This window comes from Sphingomonas endolithica (genome assembly GCF_025231525.1).
GTDB classification, from domain to species: domain Bacteria; phylum Pseudomonadota; class Alphaproteobacteria; order Sphingomonadales; family Sphingomonadaceae; genus Sphingomonas; species Sphingomonas endolithica.
In genome coordinates this window covers 1,957,321-1,974,834 of sequence record NZ_CP103057.1, presented here as the reverse complement: position 1 = coordinate 1,974,834, position 17,514 = coordinate 1,957,321, and the positions used below count along the sequence as shown (strand labels likewise).

The following is a 17,514-nucleotide window of genomic DNA, read 5'->3' as shown; positions in this document are numbered from 1 at the left end:
AACCACCATGGTCCCCTTCAACGATGCGCCAGAAAAAATGGAAATCCCAACCCATACTTATCCGCGCGCCAATGCTGCGGGCATGTTTGAGTATACCAAGTTGGTTCCTCTGACTGAGCTGTCTGAAAAATTTGGAAAAGTTTATCCAGGCGGGCGCATCGACCTCGCCAACCGAGTAGTCTATGTGCATGGTGTGCCAAGCACCTCGAAGCTTCCAGTTTCAGTCAATTCGCTGGGACCTATTCCGTCGCACGTGACTCTTCCAATTGCCTGTGGAAAGATCGTCCGAGTGGGGCGCTAAAAGTCCGTACAAGCGTGCAACCTTCGCCGGCAATTTTACCCTGACCTTCGTAACACGCGTAAGGGCGAGATTACTTGGCCCGAGCGCTGGCGATAGTCTATGGGGTCAGCCTGTTCGACGCGTGGACGGCGGAGCGCTGCGGTTAGGCTACTCGAGCGGAGCAGCAGGCACGCTAGATGGCTTCGTGAATAGGCGCGCTCGCCATAGCGCGCAATTACTACATGGCGTCATTGCGGCAGTCAAAGTTGCGATCGACACCGAGGCGCGCACTCCCAGTTTCAGCTCTGCTGGAACAAAGTCACTTACTTGGCGAGATCTTCGGACCTGCTGCGACGATGCTGACGCGTTAGGCGCTACGTAATGGCGCGCAAACCCGCACAGGCGAGCAGAAGTTTTGAAGCCATCCTTTTAGGTTAAAACAACCAATCACCCCGATGCTGACGTGAAATGGAAAACCCGCAATCTATGGAATGAAGCAATGATAAGAGTAAAGCTTTATCACTACCCAGGCTCACGCAGTACGAGAATCGCCTGGCTCTTACATGAACTCGGAGAGCATATAGTTCACGAGGTCACACTCGTTGATCTTTATGATGGGGATCAGTTCCGGCCCGAGTACACATCGCGGTTTCCCCTTCATTCAGTTCCGGCTGTTGAAATCTTAATGACCGATGGCGCACCGATCAGGATGACCGAAAGTGGCGCAATTATTATCGCCCTTTCGGACGCGATACCCTCTGCTGGGCTCGCCCCATCCCAACATGGTTTGTCTGCTGAGCGAGCTGACTATCTCAACGTTATCCACATGTGTGGTGCCTCCCTTGGGCTCTGTCAGAGCAAATGCACCGATCGTTAGGCGGTGCCGGGTAGGGCAATTGGCATGCCTCGTCGCCGCAAACCCGCCAGCCCATTTCGCTACTTCAATTCATCGCCCGAGGTTATCCGCCTCGTGGTCATGATGTACGTTCGCTTTCCGCTATCGCTGCGCAACGTCGAGGACCTGTTGTTCGAGCGCGGTATCGACATCTGTCATGAGACGGTGAGGATGTGGTGGAACAGGTTCGGCCCGATGTTCGCCGGCGACATCCGCCGGCAGCGTATCTCGCGCATGCGCGGCTTTCGTCACTGGCGCTGGCACCTCGATGAGATGTACGTGAAGCTGAATGGCGAGATGGTCTACCTTTGGCGAGCCGTGGATCACGAGGGCGAGATCCTCGAGAGCTACATCACTAGAACCCGCGACAAGGAGGCAGCGCTACGCTTCATAAAGAAGGCGCTGAAGCGTCACGGCAGCCCGGAGGCGATCACGACTGACGGTCTGCGCTCCTACCGTGCAGCGATGAAAGAGCTCGGTAACGCCGAGAAGCAGGAGGTCGGACGCTGGGCCAACAACCGGGTGGAGAACAGCCATCTGCCGTTCCGACGACGAGAGCGAGCGATGCTCAGGTTCAGGCGCATGAAGTCGCTACAAAAGTTCGCCAGCGTGCACGCCAACGTCCACAACCACTTCAATCACGAACGCCACCTAGTCGACCGTCAGACCTACAAGGAACGCCGCTCAGCCGCACTGGCTGAGTGGGGTCAGGTCGCGAGCTAGGCTGTCATGCTCAAAGAGCGAAATGCAGCGTGTGGAGAGCGGTTCGCATTAGACTGACAGCACCGTTCCCGGTAGTCACGGGCATTCAGGCTTGCGCCTCCTGCCAGTGTGGATAGGTGACGTAAGCCGTAACGGCGCCTTGTTCATGCGAGCGGATCGCGACCCGTTCGCCCTTCGGCATATAGACGATCTCGCCGGGACCGGCGGTAACCGTGCTGGCGTTGGACGTGACCGACAGCCGCCCTTCCAAGACCACCATGACGTCGTCCACGGCGAGGGTCTCTTCAATGCTCTGGTTGGCGCCGTATCGCCCGAACCCGATGGTGATCGGCGCCCCGTTTCGTTGGTCGATAACGTTTCCCGCAGAGACGTCTCCGTCCTGCCCAGGCGAGCGCTCGAACGATGCGTCGGCAATCGCGAATTTGCGAACACTCATGGCAGTCCCTTCTTGTCGCGTACGTCTGTTAGGGGGCGATGATCGATACCTAAGTAGGTGTTTGTTCAACAATCGATTGCAGATGTGAAGCTGGCATGCCGCTCTTGGGCAGCTCCTATCGATCACGAGTGACATCCGAGCAGGGACGGTGGGCAGCCACTTGTCAAACTTCTGGAATTGAACGCTGCGGGGTTCGCCAACGGCTCGCCGCCGAGGACCATCACGGTGGACTGCTCGATCGACAGGGCGTGCGGCGCGGCTGAGCCGCGTACCAGCTTAAATTCCGTCGCGTACCGCCCGCCGGCGATCTCGACTGCGCCGGCTGCTACGTAGATCGCGCGTTCCTTGTGGCCGCAATGGTTCTTTGCCCACGGCATATTCGGCAGGAAGCCGCCACAAGCCCTCGTTCTCTCTGCTCCTGGCATTTCGTTCGCTGTCTCTTCGTGCTCATTTCTAGGGGCGTCGCGTCAGTAGTTCAGGCTCCAGCCGATCAGATTGCCCATCCACGCCATCCACAAGAAGCCTGAGAGTGCTACGGCAACGATGACGCTACGCAAACGCGCGGCCCAATTGAGCGGCTCACGGAAGGCCAGCCAGACGTTCCAAATGCCGATGAGCGCGCCGACCACGGGAATTATCGCAGCGATCTGGAGCGAGCGGAGTGTACCGTCGAGCGTCTTGTTGTAGACGTCGACCTCGATGCGCAGGATTGGAGCAAGTACCGAATACCAGCCGGCAAAGTAGACGAGGTCGGCAATCGCGGCGATGCGCACGGCGCGTCTCACAATTGCGCGTCTGCCGGTGGCGAGTGGAGGCAGTTTGTAGGTGCGCAGCATCCATGCCGCGATCGGCCAGACAAGCACGGTCATCAACAATATGATGAGCGATCCACCGACGATGAGTTGGAAGATCGTGGAGTCTCGTTGAAGCGGCACAGCTTGAAGGATCTGGATCGGGTTGGTGCTGTCGATGACGGCGCGGCGACCGCCGATCGTGGTGACGAGCAGGCGGTGCGCGCTCTCGACATCCTGCCACAGATTGGGCGCGATCTCCCGGAATCGCTTGCCTTGTGCCGAGGAGAGACTGACAGTTCCATCACTGTTGGCGGTCAGCTTGTCCTGCTGGAGGAGATAGAAGAGGCTGATGAAGCCCGTCTCGACGCGGCGAGAGCTCTCATAATGGCCTTGGATCGCCTGGGCATCTTGGACCGCGGTCGCGATTGCGGGTGGGGTGATCACCTTGGGACCGGGAAAGTAGCGGTCCAGGAACAGGTCGATAAGGCGCGACCGCATCCCATACACGGCATCGTTCTCACCGCGGCTGTTGAAGCTCACGAAGATGCCCACGCCCTTATGCGGTAGGAGGTTCAGGTCCGAGTGGAACACCATGGTGTCGCCGCCATGGCCGATTACCGTCGTGCCGTTGCGGATGCCGTAAAAGAATCCGTGCGCCAGGGTGTCGAACCCGGCCGGTCCCGTCAGAGACGGCGTGTGCATCAGACGCGCGGTATCGGGCCTGAGGATCTGTGATCCATCGAACCGACCTTCCTGAAGGTGGGCGAGCATGAAGTTGGCCATGTCGGACGCCGTGGAACTGGCGCTGCCGGCAGGTGCGGTCACCGCCAGTTCGAACTTGGTCGCGGGGCCATCGCTTTGACGATAGCCTTTCGCCACGAACGCCGCGAAGGCGGGAGGAAGGGGTTGGACGAAGGTCGTCCGTGTCATCTTAAGCGGCGCGAGGATATGTCGCTCCACATACACCTCGAACGGCTCCCCCGACACACGCTGCACGATATAGCCGGCAAGTGCTGCGCCGTAGTTCGAATACGCCGGCGCGACTCCCGCGGGGAACAGCGACGGTCGGGTGTTCTCCTTCAAATAGCGTTCGGTCGTCTTCATCAGCGCAGGGTTGGTCGCGAGCAGGTCCTTCAGCCCCTCTTCCAGACCGCCGCGATGCGTCATCAGGTCGGTCATGGTGATGGCGCGGCCGACCTTCGGCGTGACCTTGAAGTCGAGGTAGCGGTTTACGTCGGCATCAAGATCGATCTTCCCGGCCTCGACCAGCTGCATCACCGCCGTCCAGGTGAGAAGCTTCGAGGTGGAGCCAATTCGCATCAGCGTGCGATCCGGATCCATCGGTGTCTTGGCGGCAACGTCGGCATAGCCATAGCCCTTGGCGAGTATGACACGACCGTCTTTCACCACCGACACGACAGCGCCGGCCACCTTTCCCTGCTGCAGCGCGGAGGGGATCATGCCGTCGAGCCAGCTCTCGAGATCCGCCCGGTCGAGCGGCGACGCCGTCGGCTGCGCCTCGGGGAGGGCACCGGCAGTGGGGTGCCGCGACGCTGCTCGATCCGGAGCGCTCGGTGAAGGTTCTTGTGACGCGGCGCGACCCACCAGCGCGAACATGGCGCACAGCACTAGAAGCAGGAGGAAGCGGCCAACGGGGTAGGGGCCGAACGGACGCCGGACAGCCTTCCCGATGCGATCAACCTTCGCTGCTGGCCCGCCAATTACGAATTCGACATTTCGAACGATGTTCATCGGACATCTCGTCTAAGGAAGCACCGAGGCGGCGCTTGTAAACGAATGATCGTTCGTTTTACGATCTTCGTCAAGCTCCGTTGTGAGTGCAACTCAAGTGAGAAGGCAGGTCAGTGCCGAAGCGTTCGTCCGAACACATGGCAGCGCAGCGCGAAGCGATCCTGCGCGCTACGCTGCACTGCATCAGCGAATATGGTATCGAGGGAGCGTCGATTGCCGCGATCCGGCGGCAAGCTGGCCTGAGCGCGGGCGCGCTCTACGTCCATTTCGAGAATAAGGAGGCGATCATCGCCGCGGCGCTGAGCTTCGCGTCCGTGACGGAATGGCGGCTGCCCGATACCTGGCCTGAGTTCGTGCGAGCGATCGCCAACATCGCCGATGATGAAAATTTCGACATCAATCTCGTCGCTCGCACCCAGCTCCAGGTACTTGCGACGGCCATAAGGCCCGGGCCGCAACACGAGCTGCTCAAGCCGATTATCCAGAGCTCACTGAACTTCATCGTTCGTCACCTGACGATCATGGAAGAAAGTGGCCAGATCAAGCTGAGAATGGCGCCGCTGCAAACTGCATTCGCGCTTGGCGCAGTACGCGACGGTATTCTTTGGATGGGCCTGGCGCTGGATCGGTCTTCGCAGGAGATCGAGGCAGACATGGTGGCGGCATTTTACTGCTTCATCGAACCGGTGAGTGGATGACGTCCCTAGGTACTTTCAAGTTCAGTCAAGCTGAGAAGGCACCAGGCGCGAGTGATCCCGCGGTGGCGACCCAGCCCCGAAAGCTGAAAGCCGCATAGAATAGGGAGACGTCCGAGTAGCCCGCCTCGCGCAACAGTGCCTCCTCCTCATCCGAGAAGAGGATCGGCAGAACGGACACCATGGCTTCGGCAGATACACAGGCCGCTTGCAGATCATTCCGGCCGGTGTCCGAAAACGCGATCGAGCGCGCTATCCAGGGCTGTGCGTTTACCCCTGCGGGGCAGCTATGGTGCGCGATTACGAGCCTCGCGCCCGGCTTCAGCCGCAGACGCAGCTGTCGGAGCGCGTACAGCCGCGCCGCCCGGTCGAGGAAGTGCATCGTCAGCAGGCAGGTCGCCCCATCGAACGGCCCGCCCGGCGCATCATCGATAAAGCCCTGCTGCAAGATGACACTGTCGATGATCGGGCCCAGCACCTCTCGGGCGAGATCAAGCATCTCCGCCGATGGATCGACGCCGGTGAGGCTCCAGCTCGGTTGCGCCTCGGCAAACGCCTTCAATTCCAGGCCGCCACCCGCTCCATAGACCAGAATGTTGGCCGCCTCCGGTGCGGTCTCGGCGAGCAGCAACATCGCCATGCGGTGGAGGTCCGCATAGCCGGGCACCTTGCGCGGCGTGTCCTCGGCATACCGGGCGATGGCAACTCGGTCAGTGAACGGCTGTAGCGTGTCCATCGCTTAGCCAAACACGAGTGCGCGATGCGCCGACACGCCGGCAGTGACACCGTCCGCGACTGCCCAGCTTACGCTGTGCGGCATCCTGGCTATGTCGCCAGCCGCATAGACGCCGGGAACCGAGGTCATCTTGTCACCATCGGTGCGGATCACCTGCCCCAATGGACCGTCTTCGACCACGACGCCCAGCTGCTTGGCCAGCGGACTGCTAAACGAGCTCTCAGGTGCGAGGTAGAGCGCAGCAATGGCGCGGCGCCGCCCGCCGGCAAGTTCGATCTCGGCGAGGCTTGTGCCTTCTCCGATCAACCGCGCAACCGCCGCAGGTTCAATCGTCACGCCACGCTGGGCGAGCATGGTGGTATCGTCTTCGGCCAAATCGGCACCGTTCAGGTAGAGGGTGGTCGGACCCCATTCGGCGATCAGGCTGGCCTGATGCACAGACATCGGCATGCGGTAGAGCACACCAAGCGGTTGGTCGCTGAACTCGACGCCGTGGCAATAAGGGCAATGCAGCACGGTCTCGCCCCAGCGTTCCTGCAGGCCGGGCATGTCGGGAAGCGTATCATGGAGGCCGAAGGCGAGGATGAGCTTGCGTGCGGTCATCTCCTCGCCCGTGGCAAGCGTGACGGCGAAGCCGTCGTCGATGATCCGGGCCGCACTTGCCGCGGCGTCGATCAACTCAGCCGTCGGGTAGGCAAGCAACTGCGCACGCGCATCGACAAGGATGTGGCGCGGATTGCTTCCGTCGCGCCCCAGGAAGCCATGGGATGTGGCGGCAAAGCGGTTGCGCGGCTTGCCTGTGTCCAGAACACAGACGCCGCGGCGGCCACGCGCCAGGTAGGTCGCGGCCGCCAGGCCGGCAAAGCCGCCCCCGACGACGATCGCATCATGCTGCATGAACGTTCTCCAGGGTCATGTTCCCGCCGCGACCACCAAGCCGGGCGTGGAAGTCGGCACTCAGTTGCGCCAAGGTGATTTCGCCAAACCGTTGCAGAAGAAGCGCCTCGGCATCGTTGAAGGCTTGGCCAAGCGCCGCGTTGACCGACTGCTCGACCAGGCATCCCGGCGCGTCGGTGCGATTGCCCATTGCGAGGATTTCCGGCCGACCCAGCGCCTCGTAGATGTCGCCAAGGGTGACTGCAGTCAGATCGCTCGCGATCGTCCAGCCGCCGCCATGCCCTTTCTCGGAGCGAACAAGTCCCTGTTCGCGCAGGCCAGCCATGATGCGCCGCACGACTACGGGATTCGTGTTCATCGCCCGTGCGAGCGTTTCGGATGTCTGGGGTCCAGGTTGTTCAGCCAGGTGCAGCAGCACGTGGAGCACACCTGACAATCGGCTATCGCGTCTCATGTAACTTTATATGCTACATGACATCATCAAGGTCAATGCTGAGGTGTCGATCTGGATGTAAGCAGGCCAAGGCACCCGCCGCGTCTCTCCTGCATCGAGTGACAATGTGACTCTGAGTAAACGGCCAATGTTGGGGAAATGCCGCCTTCTGCGTGGAAACGCTCTGCGACGGCGCGGCCGATGCCACGCGCAGCGCCGGTGACGACGCACGTCTTGTTGTTCAGTCGTTGCATGATGTTCTCAAAACAGAGTCGGTGTGCGGATCACTCCGCCAGCGAATGCCTTGCCGCTCTAGCGGTGACGCTTGATCATTTCGAAACTCCCGAGAACGCCTCTGTTTATGGCGGCCTGTGGTGATGAGCAAGGCTCGATAGCAGCGTCCAGTTGGCTCAACCGCACGACAACTTGCTGTTAATCCAGCAGATCGCGTTAGGTGGAATCAACGGAAGATTTAGGTGAATGGATGTCCGCTTCCGGGAAGCCGCAGAGAGGCTCTGAATGGCCGATTGTGGGTCTTGCTACCTCGAAGTGGCCTACTCGGCGTGCAGCATTCAGGCGCTACAGCCGCTTGTTCATCAGCTCCAGGCTGAGAACTGATCCGTTAGGAAGCTGCATGTTGAACGTTTCCACCGGGCAGTACCCGAATGCGGCATAGAATGGGACAGCGGGAAGGGTGGAGGTCAGTTCAGCTTCCATGAAGCCTGCTTCTCGCGCAGCTTCCTCGCTGACACGAAGCAGAAGGGCGCCGACGCCCCGGCGCACATATTGGGGGTCGACGTAGAAAGCCCGTACACGCGCCGCATCATGTGCGGGATCAAGAAGATCGGCTGCGGGGTCATCCGGTCCATGAGCGCCGGCAATGGTCTGTCGGTAGCTCCAACCACCTGCGCCCACTACCATAGGACCATCTTCGGCAACGAAATATGTGCCGTCGCGAACGAGCTGCCAGTCTACCCCATAGGCGTGGCGGACGGCCTCATCGATCACTGCACTGTCGTAGCTTTCGGCGTGAAGCGCTCGGATTGATCGAGCGGTTAACGCATTTACGGTGGGTACGTCAGCCGGCTCGGCAAGTCTCCACGTCAGTCCCGTTGTCACGTCAAATCTCTCCCAAGATCAAGCTCGTCTGGCGCAGGCGACACAATCCGACGAACCAACTCGCATCCACTATCTGCATTTTAGCGATGGCACGTTTCGCAGATCTGCTGGGCAGAGATCCAGCAGCGCTCGCCGCTACTGTGCGGCACCCTCTGCCTTTGTCGATCGTTTGTGAGATGGTTGGGGAGCATCGCGGAGGCGGCGGTCGATCGTTTTATCCGCTAGCCTGCGAGCGGCTGTAGCGCCCGGGCGTGACACCCATCGTGCGACGGAACATGGCGATGAAGGCGCTGACATTGTCGTACCCGAGATCCATCGCGATCGTCGTAACCGGCAATCCCTCCGCAAGCATTTCTATCGACCGCAACGCTCGTGCCCGCTGACGCCATTCGGAGAAGCCGAAGCCGGTTTCGACAGTGAAGCGTCGGGCCAGTGTGCGTGGCGTGACTCCAGCCCAGTCCGCCCACGCTCGAAGCGGACGATTGTCCCCCAGATTCCCGAGCATCGCGTCGGTGATACGGCGTACCCGCGGGTCGGATGGACGGGGCAGGCCGAGCGGCTCGATGGGAAGGGCGACGATTTCGTCGAGCAGAACACCCGCCAACCGGTGCTCTGCTTCGGTCTGTGGCGTGTGTCCCCAGCCTGCGGCGCGGTGCACCGCTTCGCGCAGTAGACCGCTGACGCGCAGCGTGCGGGGAGTGTTGGGAAGCCGCACGCAGGAGTCCTCTGTTACATACACGCTCCAACCCTCGAACGGTCCATGCGAGCGCAGCGCGTGCGGAACCTGCGGTGGGATCCAGATCGCGTGTGTCACAGGCACCACCCACGACCCATCCTGCGCAGTGACCGACAGGAGGCCGGCGAGGCTGCCGATCAACTGCCCTGGCGCATGCGTGTGCGACGGGGTGTCGCGCAGATCGCCCTTACGCTGCTCGATCACCAGGATCGGGCCCGTGCGCGCCACTTCGGCGATATCAGGAGCAACGAGCGGCATGGTCATGGCAGATACGCAGCACTTCTTGGCAAGGATGAGGCGGCACCGCCACCAATTACAATCTACAAGGGCGGCACATCCTAATGGAGCCAGCCACCATGACTACTCAGTTCCCACCGACGACGACCCCAACGCGGCCTGAAGACGTACTGGCCGACGGGGCTGATCGCACTGAAATCGACGGCATGACCGTGCGCAAGGGTACCGTCGCGGCATTTCTGCAGAACGCGATGAAATGGAGCGACCCCAGCACCGCAGACCCGGAGCGTGACGCGCTGGGCCGTGAAATCACCAAGTCCGTGTCCGCACTGAAAGTGCTTGGCGTATTCGACGTATTCGAGGTTCGGGACGAGCGCCTTCGTGCCTTGATGGAGAGCTGCTGATCTGGCGGGCGGGGCGGCAGCGGGCCGCTCCGACCGTTTCCACCTCTTGGTAACCTGCGCGTTTCGCTCTCCCTAGCGTAGCCCGGCAGGATCGCGCCCGCTTTCCCGACTTGCCGTGCCTTCGCGGGAGGCTGAGTTGCATAGGCGCGGTTTAGGCGGCGGGTCATGCGTCAGGTGCGGCAAGCTTGCCGAACAGATCGACCAGCGCCTGCGGAGAGGTTTCTCCGAAGAAGAGCGTCAGGTTCTGCGCCGACCTGCGCGCCACTTCTCGGCTCCGCGGAAACAGCGCGTCTTCATACGCCGAAAGGGCGGATTCCACGTCTTCGGGGTTGTCCAGGATTGCCCGAGCGAGTTCCGCACCATCGTACATGGCAAGGTTTGCCCCTTCGCCTGCGAAGGGCGACATGAGGTGGGCCCCATCGCCAACCAGGGTCAGGCCGGCCATCCGTGGCCACTCGTGCTCGACGGGCAGCGCATAGATGGGGCGGATCGTTGGATCGGCGATGCTGCCAGTGATGAAGCTGGTCAGGCATGGCGCCCAGCCTGCAAACTGCGCCGCGATGAAGTGCAGTGCTACGCGCGCGTCGGTGAAATCGATCGCCCTGATCCACGCCTCGGGCTCGTTGAGAGCAACGTATCCGGCCACGCTGCCATCCGCGTTGCGGTGAACGATGATGCCTTTGCCCGGTGCCGCTGCTATGAGGGTGCCGGCTCCAAACACCGCGATGTTTCCGGCCCGACGCGCGTCGCTGGCAGCAAGCGCGATCTCGATGAAGCAGGTGCCGGAATATTCCGGTGTGGCATGGGACAGGAGTGGGCGGACCTTCGACCAAGCGCCATCCGCACCGACGAGCAGGTCCACCATTGCCTGTGTACCGTTGGCAAAGCAGACTTCGTGGCGGCCAGCGCCGATCTGCTTCAGGGATACGGCCTTGTGATCCCAGCGGATCGCATTGTCCGGGAGCGAGCCGATCAACATGGCACGAAGCTCACCCCGATCGACCTCCGGACGCGGGGATAGATGGTCCGGTGCCTTGTCGAACAGGATGATCCCATCCTTGTTCACGATGCGCTTTGCATCCTCGCCCGGCCTAACGAGCCGCAGAAATGCATCGTACAGGCCGGCCGCTTTGAGTGCAGGCTGGCCGTAATGCTCGTTTATGTCGAGCAAGCCCCCTTGCGTCCTGGCCACAGGCGAGCGTTCAGCCTCGTAGGTCGTCACTTCGATCCCGTGCCAATGCAGCGTGCGGGCAAGGGTCAGGCCGGCAAGGCCGGCACCGATGATGGCAATGGTATTTTGCATTGTGCGCTCCAGCGTCGCCGCATCCTTCGATGCGGGCGGTTGTTCGGAGACGCTGGGCGACCACGCGGGTGCGCGGACGACGTATATGCGGCGGCTTGCGGAGCGTGAGCTATCTGCAAAGGCGGCCGTTTTTCGCGACGTTTGCTCAGTAAAGGAGAGAAGCGGGTTCGACAAGGTTACACGTTACTGATCAGCACGACAGTCACGATAGATAGGAGGAGAACATGTCGGCCATCGCATCGGCAAAGGTGGTTATCTCTTGGCTTGTTCGCGGTTTCTCCGAAAACCGGCTGCCAACCTGTGTGAGCGTCAACTCCACTAACTCGGTCACCAGCCTCACATCCGCGTCTGAACGATCAGGCAGCGTCTTCCGCATGAAAGCGAGGATAACCGACGACCCCGCCTCCCGCGCTTCGCCGGTTTCCGGAGCGTCACGGTAGAGCGGTGCCGCGTCTGCAAGCGCCGTTCGTACCTCAGCCTCATCGCATTCCGAGCGGAGAAACGCGTGTGTGAGCGCTCGAAGCCGCGACGTTGGCGTGGAGCCATCATCTTCCAGAATTTCGCGTAGCAGCGCACTCGTCCGCCGCCATTCGTCGCTTTGAAGGCGAAACAGGATCGCCGCCTTGTTTGGAAAATATTGGTACAGCGATCCCACGCTCACGCCCGCACGCTCCGCGACCCGGGCGGTCGTAAATCGGGAAGCACCTTCGGTGGCTTTGTCAGACCAATGTGGCAGCGGCAGCGTACCGCTGTTAGCGGGCGTAGATGAGCCGAAAATCAAGGGCGCTTCCACCGAGCCCGTTCCGTCGTTTCAACTCATCACCCGAGGTGATCCGCCTGGTGGTCATGATGTACGTGCGGTTCCCACTGTCGCTGCGCAACGTCGAGGACCTGCTGTTCGAGCGCGGTATCGACATCTGCCACGAAACGGTGCGGATGTGGTGGAACAGGTTTGGGCCCATGTTCGCCGGCGACATCCGCCGGCAGCGTGTCTCGCGGATGCGCGGCTTTCGTCACTGGCGATGGCATCTCGATGAGATGTACGTGAAGCTGAACGGGGAGATGGTCTACCTCTGGCGAGCGGTCGACCACGAAGGCGAGATCCTCGAGAGCTATATTACCAGGACCCGCGACAAGGAGGCAGCGCTACGCTTCATGAAGAAGGCGCTGAAGCGGCATGGCAGCCCCGAGGCGATCACGACTGACGGTCTGCGCTCCTACCGTGCAGCGATGAAAGAGCTGGGTAACGCTGAGAAGCAGGAGGTGGGACGCTGGGCCAACAACCGGGTCGAGAACAGCCATTTGCCCTTCCGAAGACGAGAACGGGCCATGCTGAGGTTCCGACGTATGAAGACGCTACAGAAGTTCGCCAGCGTGCACGCCAATGTGCACAACCACTTCAATCTCGAACGCCACCTGATCGACCGTCAGACCTACAAGGAACGCCGCTCAGCCGCACTGGCTGAGTGGGGTCAGGTCGCAAGCTAGGGTGTCGTGCTCAAAGAGCGAAATGCATCGTGTGGAGAGCGGTTCGCATTAGACTGACAGCACCATCGTGACCGATGAGGAGAGGGTGGTCATTGCCGGCCACGCCAGGTTGGCGGCAGCGAAGTCGCTGGGCAGGCTTTGTCAGACCAATGTGGCAGCGGCAGCGGGCCGCTGCTAACGGGCGTGGATGAGCCGAAAATCAAGAGCGCTTCCACCGAGCCCGTTCCGTCGTTTCAACTCGTCGCCCGAGGTGATCCGCCTGGTGGTGATGATGTACGTGCGTTTTCCATTATCGCTCAGGAACGTCGAGGACCTGCTGTTCGAGCGCGGGATCGACATCTGTACGAGACGGTGCGGATGTGGTGGAACAGGTTCGGCCCAATGTTCGCGGGCGACATTCGCCGACAGCGCATCGCGCGCATGCGCGGCTTTCGTCACTGGCGCTGGCACCTGGACGAGATGTACGTGAAGCTGAATGGCGAGATGGTCTATCTCTGGCGTGCGGTCGATCACGAGGGCGAGATCCTCGAGAGCTACATCACTAGAACCCGCGACAAGGAGGCAGCGCTACGCTTCATAAAGAAGGCGCTGAAGCGTCACGGCAGCCCGGAGGCGATCACGACTGACGGTCTGCGCTCCTACCGTGCAGCGATGAAAGAGCTCGGTAACGCCGAGAAGCAGGAGGTCGGACGCTGGGCCAACAACCGGGTGGAGAACAGCCATCTGCCGTTCCGACGACGAGAGCGAGCGATGCTCAGGTTCAGGCGCATGAAGTCGCTACAAAAGTTCGCCAGCGTGCACGCCAACGTCCACAACCACTTCAATCACGAACGCCACCTAGTCGACCGTCAGACCTACAAGGAACGCCGCTCAGCCGCACTGGCTGAGTGGGGTCAGGTCGCGAGCTAGGCTGTCATGCTCAAAGAGCGAAATGCAGCGTGTGGAGAGCGGTTCGCATTAGACTGACAGCGCCTTCCGAGACGCTTACCGATCCGATCGAGGAAGTGGCCGCGATCGTCATGGCGGTCGCCGGCGGGGAGGGAATCGCATGACCAGCCGGATCGGTAGTCCCGATACGCAGGCTGACATCGATGTGCGCGCCTGTCTGGACCGCAAATCTCCGCGTTCATTCGTCATGGTCGCCGGTGCCGGATCGGGCAAGACAACCTCGCTCATCAAGGCGCTCGCCCATCTCGGCGAGACGCGCGGAGCCGATCTGCGTCGCGCAGGTCAGAAGATCGCATGCATTACTTACACCGAAGTCGCGGTCGCAGAAGTCTCCGGCGATGTCGGCGTCTCGCCACTGTTTCATGTCTCGACGATCCACAGCTTCCTGTGGTCTGTCATTCCGCCCGTTCAAGACAGACATCGCTGCCTGGGTCGTGGCGCGGATCGAGGAAAAGATTGCCGAGAAGCGCGAGCATTATCAAAAACCCCGGACCCAAGCGAAGACGAAGGAGCGGCTCGAACGGGAGATCGCCGGCCTTGAGGAAGATCTGGCGGCGATCGATCGGGTCGAGACGTTCACCTATGGCACCGGCAGCAGCTACGCTGAGGGCATCCTCGGCCATGATGACATTCTGAAGCTGACGCCTACTTGCGTCGCGCAGCATCCGTTGCTGCGCCAACTGGTTGCCAGTCGCTTCCCCTTCATTTTCGTGGACGAGAGCCAGGATACAAACCCGCATGTCGTCGAGGCATTGCGCCAGATCGCCAGCGAACAGCCGCTCTGCATCGGGTTCTTCGGCGACCCAATGCAAAAGATTTATTCGACCGGGACAGGCGTCGTGGAGCTGCTCGATGATTGGGCGGATATTACCAAGCCCGAGAATTTCCGCTGCCCAACCAGCGTGCTCAGCGTCATCAATGCTGTCCGGCAACCAGCGGACGGCGTGGAACAGACCCGCGGTCGCACGCGAATCGTCGAGGGCGTTGAAGAGCCTGTCGCGGGAACGGCGAATCTCTTCATCCTGCCGGCCGATGATCAGCGGACCGCACGGCTGACTGCGGTGCGCGCCTGGCTTGCCGCGCAAACGGCTGACGATCTGTGGCTGAGCAACCTTCGTGAGAGCGATGTCCGACTTCTTGTACTGGTCCATCGCATGGCCGCGACGCGCCTCGGCTTTCCCAACCTTTATGGCGCTCTCAACGACAAGGCGCCGCAAAGCCTTAGCGAGGGGCTGGGGGACGGCAGTGCCTGGCCGCTACGTCCTTTCGTACAGCATATCCTGCCGATGATGGCGGCGGTCGGGTCTAACGACCAGTTCACCGTCATGTCGATCGTGCGTGCAGAAAGTCCGCGCCTGGAACCGGCGCTGTTGGCGGGGCAGGTGGTCAGTGAGGTGCTCGCTGCCTTGCAACAGGCGGTCGATGGGCTGGTCGCGCTGATGGCGGAAGGCTCACAGGCTTCCGTCGGTGATGTGCTGCGCCATATCGGTGACACCGAACTGCTGAGACTCGACGATCGGTTCGCGCCGCATCTCCTCGCCGAGCCGATCGACGACGGGCATAGCGGCTTTGCCAATGTGCAGGCATTTCTTGCCTGCAACGTCGCCGAGCTCTGGTCTTACCGGCGCTATATCGACGAAGAATCGCCGTTCGCCACGCATCACGGGGTGAAGGGCGCACAGTTCGAGCGCGTCCTAGTGGTGATTGACGATGAGGAAGCCGCCTACAACCTCTACTCCTACGGCAAGTATTTTGGGTTCCTTCCATTGTCGGATCGGGATCAGGCGCATATCGACGCGGGCGAGGAGTCGGTGCTCGATCGCACCGCCCGCCTATTCTACGTGTGCTGTTCGCGTGCGGCGAAGGATCTCGCCGTGGTCGTGTTCGCGCAAGACGTCGACGCCGCGCGCGCCGCAATTGTTGGTAAGAAGCTGTTTTCCGAAGCGGCGATCAGCGGCATCGAGGCCCTTCATTAAGCCAGTATATCGCAAGCCGGCAGCGGAACCCGCTTCTACGGCATTTTGTATATTTGAGCTGTTCCCTGGCCAGTCGGTCAGGCGTTCACGGGCGGTAGCGTATGCGGCGAATCGCATACCCGATGCCAAGCGCTCGGCTTGGCGCCGGCAACGACGAGTATGCCGGCCATCAAATGCAACAGCGACGTAAAGCGGCCGTCTTCGCCGCCCGTTTGTCGAGTCCCGAAACACCGTCCCTTGTTGAGCGGGCCGGTCGGGTGAACGGAAGCGGTTCGCCGCCGACGTTACCTGCGCCGGCGACATGAACGAGCGACCGAAGTTGGGGCGCCTGATAAGGGCCACGAATGTCCGGGAGTGGGTATTAGGGCGACCGAGGCAGCCAGATCTTACGATGTCGTCGCATGCTTGTAGATGGACGAAGCGAGGTTGTTGCTTAGCAGCATCGTAAATTTCGCAAGCGAACACCATCCGCCCTTCATCTGCGTGCAGCCGGGTATCGGCAGCGGTGTGCGATCCACTGCACGCGTCCCCGTCCGCAGGGCATCAGGCGACTGCGTACGGTAGAACAGGCGGACGAAGAGTATACCCGCGGAATCGTGCCCCCGCTCGATCAGGATCGCACCGCCGGGCGCCACATCGTTGGTCGCATAGCCAGGTGCGGTAAGGTCGATCCGCAATGCGGCAGCCAGCGCCGTGACGTTGGTGTCGTGACCCATTAGGATGCGCAGCCGCGGCGCGTCGGCGGACAGCGTCTCGAGCACATCGCGACCGAGCGCCGACGCCTGATGCGCGGCCATGTACGGCGGGCGGGTGAACACATCGAACAAAGCGGCGTGCAAGGTGCCCAGCCGCTGGAGCTTCGCGGCATCGACCCGGCCCCAGCCGACGGAACGCAACGGCATTCCCTCGATATATTGCAGCAGCAGGACCTGCGCGATCCCGGATGTGGTGCGGATCGGCCCGCTCAGATCGACGCCCTTGCCATCGCCGGAAGACGTGACGGCTGCCGGATCCGGAGGCGCGCAGCCATTGGCGCGCGGCGAACAGGCGAGCACGTCGTCAAGCAGCGCAATATTGCCCGCGTGACGCACGGCCATCGCCTTCATGCCGCCCGTGCTCCGATCGATCGACGCGATCGCCGTCTTGGGATCGAACCCTGTCGTGCCGGCACGCAACGGTTCGAAGATCGGGTCGATCCGGTCCAGCGCCAGATGATCTACGGCGAGTCCGCAGCCGCGTGCCAGCCCATCGGCATATGCTGCGCCGCTGACGATCGTGCGGTCGGATGTATTGCTGTGAATGGTAATGCCTCGCGCGGAGGGGCAACCGGTGGCAGGGATCAACCCCTGACGAACGAAGCGGCGGCGATCCTCTTCGGCGACGCGGATCAGCGCAGACTTGCCGTGATCGGTGATCCGGCTTTCGGCGACCGACCAGCGCGGCCATGGCTGCCCGGTGCGCGTGCCGGCCGGCACCTCCCCCGACAGTGGCGCGCGGATACCATGGCGCATGACGAGGATCGCCTGGTCCACGGTGACCGCAGTACGTGCCACCACCGATGCCGGCGCGACAAGGGTGGCGAGAGCGCCGGCGATCGTCAGGAGGCGGGAGCGAAGGTATCTCATGTCGCCCCCCTGCGCCGGCAAAGCGGCACCGCGATGA

18 protein-coding genes and 2 pseudogenes are annotated in these 17,514 nt (G+C 61.6%); 9 read left to right on the top strand and 11 right to left on the bottom strand.

Annotated elements, in window-relative coordinates; genetic code table 11:
• Positions 1-7: 7 nt before the first annotated feature.
• The 3 genes from NV382_RS09275 to NV382_RS09270 all read left to right on the top strand — a co-directional run bounded on the left by NV382_RS09275 (position 8) and on the right by NV382_RS09270 (position 1,898).
• On the top strand, positions 8-301 hold the full coding sequence (locus NV382_RS09275; RefSeq protein ID WP_260600202.1) for a hypothetical protein: 294 nt from the start codon (positions 8-10) through the stop codon (positions 299-301).
• Between the two features lie 478 nt (positions 302-779).
• Entirely contained in the window at positions 780-1,157 is a 378-nt protein-coding gene (locus NV382_RS19675) for a glutathione S-transferase family protein (RefSeq protein ID WP_418066791.1), read from the top strand.
• Positions 1,158-1,181: 24 nt separating this feature from the next.
• On the top strand, positions 1,182-1,898 hold the full coding sequence (locus NV382_RS09270; protein ID WP_260600201.1) for an IS6 family transposase: 717 nt from the start codon (positions 1,182-1,184) through the stop codon (positions 1,896-1,898).
• A gap of 85 nt (positions 1,899-1,983) precedes the next feature.
• Here the strand turns inward: NV382_RS09270 and NV382_RS09265 are convergent, their stop codons facing one another.
• Complete coding sequence (locus tag NV382_RS09265) at positions 1,984-2,334, bottom strand: hypothetical protein (protein WP_260600200.1); 351 nt, start codon at positions 2,332-2,334, stop codon at positions 1,984-1,986.
• Positions 2,335-2,801: 467 nt separating this feature from the next.
• The gene (locus NV382_RS09260) at positions 2,802-4,589 is read right to left on the bottom strand and encodes a serine hydrolase domain-containing protein (RefSeq protein WP_260600370.1); all 1,788 of its coding nucleotides are present in this window, start codon (positions 4,587-4,589) and stop codon (positions 2,802-2,804) included.
• A 428-nt stretch (positions 4,590-5,017) separates the two neighbouring features.
• Between NV382_RS09260 and NV382_RS09255 the strand changes: the two genes are divergently transcribed.
• A complete protein-coding gene (locus NV382_RS09255) occupies positions 5,018-5,578 on the top strand; it encodes a TetR/AcrR family transcriptional regulator (protein ID WP_260600199.1) in 561 nt (186 codons plus the stop codon).
• Between the two features lie 25 nt (positions 5,579-5,603).
• Here NV382_RS09255 and NV382_RS09250 read toward each other — a convergent pair whose 3' ends face one another.
• The 6 genes and pseudogenes from NV382_RS09250 to NV382_RS09230 form a co-directional block, all read right to left on the bottom strand.
• Entirely contained in the window at positions 5,604-6,311 is a 708-nt protein-coding gene (locus NV382_RS09250) for a class I SAM-dependent methyltransferase (protein WP_260600198.1), read from the bottom strand.
• A gap of 3 nt (positions 6,312-6,314) precedes the next feature.
• Positions 6,315-7,208, bottom strand: coding sequence for an NAD(P)/FAD-dependent oxidoreductase (locus NV382_RS09245; RefSeq protein WP_260600197.1), 894 nt, complete (start codon positions 7,206-7,208; stop codon positions 6,315-6,317).
• The gene (locus NV382_RS09240; protein WP_260600196.1) at positions 7,198-7,662 is read right to left on the bottom strand and encodes an Rrf2 family transcriptional regulator; all 465 of its coding nucleotides are present in this window, start codon (positions 7,660-7,662) and stop codon (positions 7,198-7,200) included. The genes NV382_RS09245 and NV382_RS09240 overlap by 11 nt, the downstream gene beginning before the upstream one ends.
• Positions 7,663-7,805: 143 nt before the next feature.
• Positions 7,806-7,895 (bottom strand): annotated as a pseudogene (locus NV382_RS19670) (short-chain dehydrogenase); the annotation flags it as partial.
• A 325-nt stretch (positions 7,896-8,220) separates the two neighbouring features.
• Positions 8,221-8,649 carry a GNAT family N-acetyltransferase gene (locus NV382_RS09235; protein ID WP_260600195.1) on the bottom strand — a complete coding sequence of 143 codons (429 nt, stop codon included), beginning with the start codon at positions 8,647-8,649 and terminating at the stop codon, positions 8,221-8,223.
• A gap of 325 nt (positions 8,650-8,974) precedes the next feature.
• Positions 8,975-9,760: an AraC family transcriptional regulator gene (locus NV382_RS09230; RefSeq protein ID WP_260600194.1), complete on the bottom strand. Its 786-nt coding sequence runs from the start codon at positions 9,758-9,760 to the stop codon at positions 8,975-8,977.
• A gap of 92 nt (positions 9,761-9,852) precedes the next feature.
• On the opposite strand from NV382_RS09230, the gene NV382_RS09225 reads away from it, so the two are divergent.
• A complete protein-coding gene (locus tag NV382_RS09225; protein WP_260600193.1) occupies positions 9,853-10,137 on the top strand; it encodes a hypothetical protein in 285 nt (94 codons plus the stop codon).
• A gap of 163 nt (positions 10,138-10,300) precedes the next feature.
• Here the strand turns inward: NV382_RS09225 and NV382_RS09220 are convergent, their stop codons facing one another.
• Together NV382_RS09220 and NV382_RS09215 are read right to left on the bottom strand one after the other, a co-directional pair.
• A complete protein-coding gene (locus tag NV382_RS09220) occupies positions 10,301-11,614 on the bottom strand; it encodes an FAD-dependent oxidoreductase (protein ID WP_260600192.1) in 1,314 nt (437 codons plus the stop codon).
• A 28-nt stretch (positions 11,615-11,642) separates the two neighbouring features.
• A complete protein-coding gene (locus tag NV382_RS09215) occupies positions 11,643-12,221 on the bottom strand; it encodes a TetR/AcrR family transcriptional regulator (protein ID WP_260600191.1) in 579 nt (192 codons plus the stop codon).
• Between NV382_RS09215 and NV382_RS09210 the strand changes: the two genes are divergently transcribed.
• The 4 genes and pseudogenes from NV382_RS09210 (at position 12,206) to NV382_RS09200 (ending at position 15,852) form a co-directional block, all read left to right on the top strand.
• Positions 12,206-12,928 carry an IS6 family transposase gene (locus NV382_RS09210; RefSeq protein WP_418066781.1) on the top strand — a complete coding sequence of 241 codons (723 nt, stop codon included), beginning with the start codon at positions 12,206-12,208 and terminating at the stop codon, positions 12,926-12,928. The genes NV382_RS09215 and NV382_RS09210 overlap by 16 nt on opposite strands.
• A 187-nt stretch (positions 12,929-13,115) precedes the next feature.
• Positions 13,116-13,837, top strand: a pseudogene (locus NV382_RS09205) (IS6 family transposase).
• 139 nt (positions 13,838-13,976) lie between these two features.
• Positions 13,977-14,417 (top strand): UvrD-helicase domain-containing protein, encoded by a 441-nt coding sequence (locus tag NV382_RS19665; RefSeq protein ID WP_418066779.1) that lies wholly within the window; start codon positions 13,977-13,979, stop codon positions 14,415-14,417.
• On the top strand, positions 14,311-15,852 hold the full coding sequence (locus NV382_RS09200; RefSeq protein WP_418066778.1) for a UvrD-helicase domain-containing protein: 1,542 nt from the start codon (positions 14,311-14,313) through the stop codon (positions 15,850-15,852). The genes NV382_RS19665 and NV382_RS09200 overlap by 107 nt, the downstream gene beginning before the upstream one ends.
• 386 nt (positions 15,853-16,238) lie before the next feature.
• On the opposite strand, the gene NV382_RS09195 is transcribed toward NV382_RS09200, so the two are convergent.
• On the bottom strand, positions 16,239-17,477 hold the full coding sequence (locus NV382_RS09195; RefSeq protein ID WP_260600189.1) for a histidine-type phosphatase: 1,239 nt from the start codon (positions 17,475-17,477) through the stop codon (positions 16,239-16,241).
• Between the last annotated feature and the right edge of the window lie 37 nt (positions 17,478-17,514).